Origin of the sequence: Bradyrhizobium sp., from assembly GCF_049586575.1 — a bacterium.
Classification (GTDB): domain Bacteria; phylum Pseudomonadota; class Alphaproteobacteria; order Rhizobiales; family Xanthobacteraceae; genus Bradyrhizobium.
In genome coordinates, this window is sequence record NZ_JBAVCF010000425.1 from 1 (window position 1) to 3,474 (window position 3,474).

Below are 3,474 nucleotides of genomic sequence, written 5' to 3' on the forward strand. Positions count from 1 at the left end.
ACCGCGAGCCGCGTACCTTTTACGAACTTCGGAAAGTCACCGGCATCAGCAAATCCAGTACCGCTTTCTGCCTGATCGAACTCGCTGCCTGCGGGTGCAGAGACTTCACGTCGGCGGTACCGGACGCTGCGTCATTGCATTGCCGCGACCTTGATGCCGGTCGGCCCGAGGATGACCACAAACAGCACCGGCAGGAAGAACAGGATCATCGGCACCGTCAGTTTCGGCGGCAGCGCGGCGGCCTTCTTTTCGGCCTCGTTCATGCGCATGTCGCGATTTTCCTGGGCCATGACGCGCAGGCTCTGGCCGAGCGGCGTTCCGTAGCGTTCCGACTGTTGCAGCGCGAGGCAAACCGACTTGACGCCGTCGACGCCGGTGCGCTTGGCGAGATTTTCATAGGCGACCTTGCGGTCCTGCAAGTAAGACAATTCGGCCGTGGTGAGCGTAAACTCTTCCGAGAGCGCGACCGACTGTGTCGCAATCTCGACACTGACCTTCCGGAACGCGGCTTCGATCGACATGCCGGATTCGATGCAGATCAGCAGCAGATCGAGCGAGTCCGGAAAGGCGCGCCGGATCGAAAGCTGGCGCTTCGAAATCGCATTCTTCAGGAACAGCATCGGGGCTTGCAGACCGAGATAGGCGGCGCCGACGCACATGCCGATCTTGACCGGAACCGTCTTTTGCATGTGCGAAATCACGAAAACATAAAGCACCGCCCCGATAAAGAGCACGACGGGCGTCACCAGGCGGAAGAACAGAAACGTGACGTAGGGTGCCTGGCCGCGATAACCCGCCATGGTGAGCTTGTCGCGTGCGGCTTCCTGCGCCAGCCATTTTCCGAGGTTGAAGTCTTCCACCACCTTGGAGACGAGCTGCTTCGGCGTCTGGCGCAACGACACCTTTTCGGTCTTGTTGAGACGTTCGCGTTCGCGCGCCCGGATCCGCTCGCGCTCGCTGGCGACCGCCTTCATTCGTTTGGCCAGTCCCTCGCCGGCGAACAGCGGCATGATCAGGGTGTAGGCCGTCGCGCTAACCGCAATGGCGGCCAGCAGCATGGTCATGAAATGAGGGTCGTGGAGCTTGTCGACCATAAAGCTAATCATGCGTCACCGTTAGAAGTCGAAGTTGATCATTTTTTTCATTACGAGGATGCCGAGCGTCATCCAGACCGCGCAGCCTACGAGCATCAATTGGCCTGTCGGATGCGTCCACAACAGCGAGATGTAGTCGGGCGTCGTCATGTAGACGAGCAGCATGACGATCGGCGGCAGCGAGCCGATGATGCCCGCCGATGCCTTGGCTTCCATCGACATCGCCTGAATCTTTTCGGCCATCTTCTTGCGATCGCGCAGCACCTTGGAGAGGTTGCCAAGCGCTTCCGAGAGGTTGCCGCCGGACTTCTGCTGGATCGCAATGACGATCCCGAAGAAGTTTGCCTCCGGCACCGGCATTCGTTCGAACAGACGGCCGCAAGCTTCGCCGAGCGGCATGCCGATGGCCTGGGTTTCGATAATGGCCAGGAATTCGGACTTTAGCGGCTCCGGCGAATCGGCCGCGACCACCTTGAGCGATTCAAACAGCGGAAGACCGGCCTTGATGCCGCGGACGATGACGTCAACGGCATCCGGCAGGTGGCGCAAGAAAGCCTTCTCCCGCCGCTTCTTCAGGAAACCCAGCATCCAGCGAGGCAGGCCGAAGCCGGCGGCGAACGCCATGCCGACGCCGCCAAGCAGCCCGCCGCCTGCGAACGTCGCGGCCGCGAAGGCGGCGACGGCGAGAATGCCGGAAACGATCATGAACTTCCGCGGCTCCCAATCGAGTCCCGCCTGGGTCAGGCGGGTGTTCAGCGTCACCTTGGAATCTTTCTGGCGCCGCGCCTCGACCTCCTTGAGCGTTCCTTCCACCTGTTCGCGGCGGGAGCGCTGCTCCTTTTGGGTTTGGCGCGCCGCTACCGGCTCCGCCTTGGCGACGGCCGCGCGCCGGCCTAGCGCTTTCCGCTCTCCGGAAAGCAGCGGGTACAGGAAAACCCAGGCGAGGCCGCCGATCGCAGCGGTAGCGAGAAAGGCCAAAGCAAGTGCTTGCATCTTCATGGCGCTCTTCTCCCTTAGCTCGCCGGAGCGACTTCGGCGGCGTCGATCGCAGCGGCAAGCCGCTTCTCTTCGCCGTAATAACGTGCCCGCTCCCAGAAGCGCGGCCGTCCGATGCCGGTCGAGCGATGCCGGCCAATGATCTTGCCATTGGCGTCTTCGCCGATCATGTCGTAGAGGAACAGGTCCTGCGTGATGATGGTTTCGCCTTCCATGCCCATCACCTCGGTGATGTGCGTGATGCGACGCGAGCCGTCGCGCAAACGGGCCGCCTGGATGATCACGTCGATCGAGGCACAGATCATCTCGCGGATGGTTCGCGAGGGCAGCGAAAAGCCGCCCATGGTGATCATGGATTCGCAGCGCGACAGCGCTTCGCGCGGATTGTTGGCGTGCAGCGTGCCCATCGATCCGTCGTGACCGGTGTTCATGGCTTGCAGGAGATCGAATGCCTCGGGTCCGCGGACTTCGCCGACGATGATGCGTTCGGGCCGCATACGCAGGCAGTTGCGTACCAGTTCGCGCATGGTGATCTGGCCTTCGCCCTCGATGTTCGGCGGGCGGGTTTCCAGCCGCACCACATGCGGCTGCTGCAACTGAAGTTCAGCGGCGTCTTCGCAGGTGATAATGCGTTCTTCGTCGTCGATATAGTTGGTCAGGCAGTTGAGAAGCGTCGTCTTGCCCGAGCCCGTGCCGCCGGAAATCAGCACGTTACAGCGGACCCGGCCGATGATCTGAAGGATTTCAGCGCCTTCCTTCGAAATGGCGCCGAACTTCATCAGCTGATCGAGGGTCAGCTTGTCCTTTTTGAATTTGCGGATGGTCAGCGCGGGGCCGTCAAGCGACAATGGCGGCACGATGGCGTTGACGCGGGAGCCGTCGGCGAGGCGCGCGTCACAAATCGGCGAGGATTCGTCGACGCGCCGGCCGACCTGGCTGACGATGCGTTGGCAGATATTGAGCAATTGCTGGTTGTCGCGAAAGCGAATGCCGGTGCGCTGGATCTTGCCGGCGACTTCGATGTAGACGGTGCCGGCGCCGTTGACCATGATGTCGGCGATGTCGTCGCGCGCCAATAACGGCTCGAGCGGGCCGTAGCCGAGTACGTCGTTGCAAATGTCGTCGAGCAGTTCTTCCTGCTCGGCGATCGACATCACGATGTTCTTGATCGCGATGATCTCGTTGACGATATCGCGGATTTCTTCGCGGGCGGATTCGCCGTCGAGCTTGGCAAGCTGGGCGAGGTCGATCGCCTCGATCAGTGCGCCGAAAATCGTCGCCTTGACCTGGTAATAGTTGTCGGATTTCCGCGCCTCCGCCGGCGGCGGGGCCGACGGCTTGGCGGGCGCCAAAGGCGGCGATGCGACCGTCGGAGACGCTGGCG

Annotated in this window: 3 protein-coding genes; all 3 read right to left on the reverse strand. The window is 61.9% G+C overall.

The genetic code is table 11. The features are described from left to right. Positions 1-131 precede the first annotated feature (131 nt). Entirely contained in the window at positions 132-1,106 is a 975-nt protein-coding gene (locus WB528_RS16905) for a type II secretion system F family protein (protein WP_423889553.1), read from the reverse strand. 9 nt (positions 1,107-1,115) lie between these two features. Beyond that, positions 1,116-2,093, reverse strand: a complete 978-nt coding sequence (locus WB528_RS16910; protein ID WP_423889555.1) for a type II secretion system F family protein — start codon at positions 2,091-2,093, stop codon at positions 1,116-1,118. 14 nt (positions 2,094-2,107) lie between these two features. Continuing rightward, on the reverse strand, positions 2,108-3,474 hold a 1,367-nt coding region (locus tag WB528_RS16915; protein WP_423889556.1), incomplete at its 5' end, for a CpaF family protein.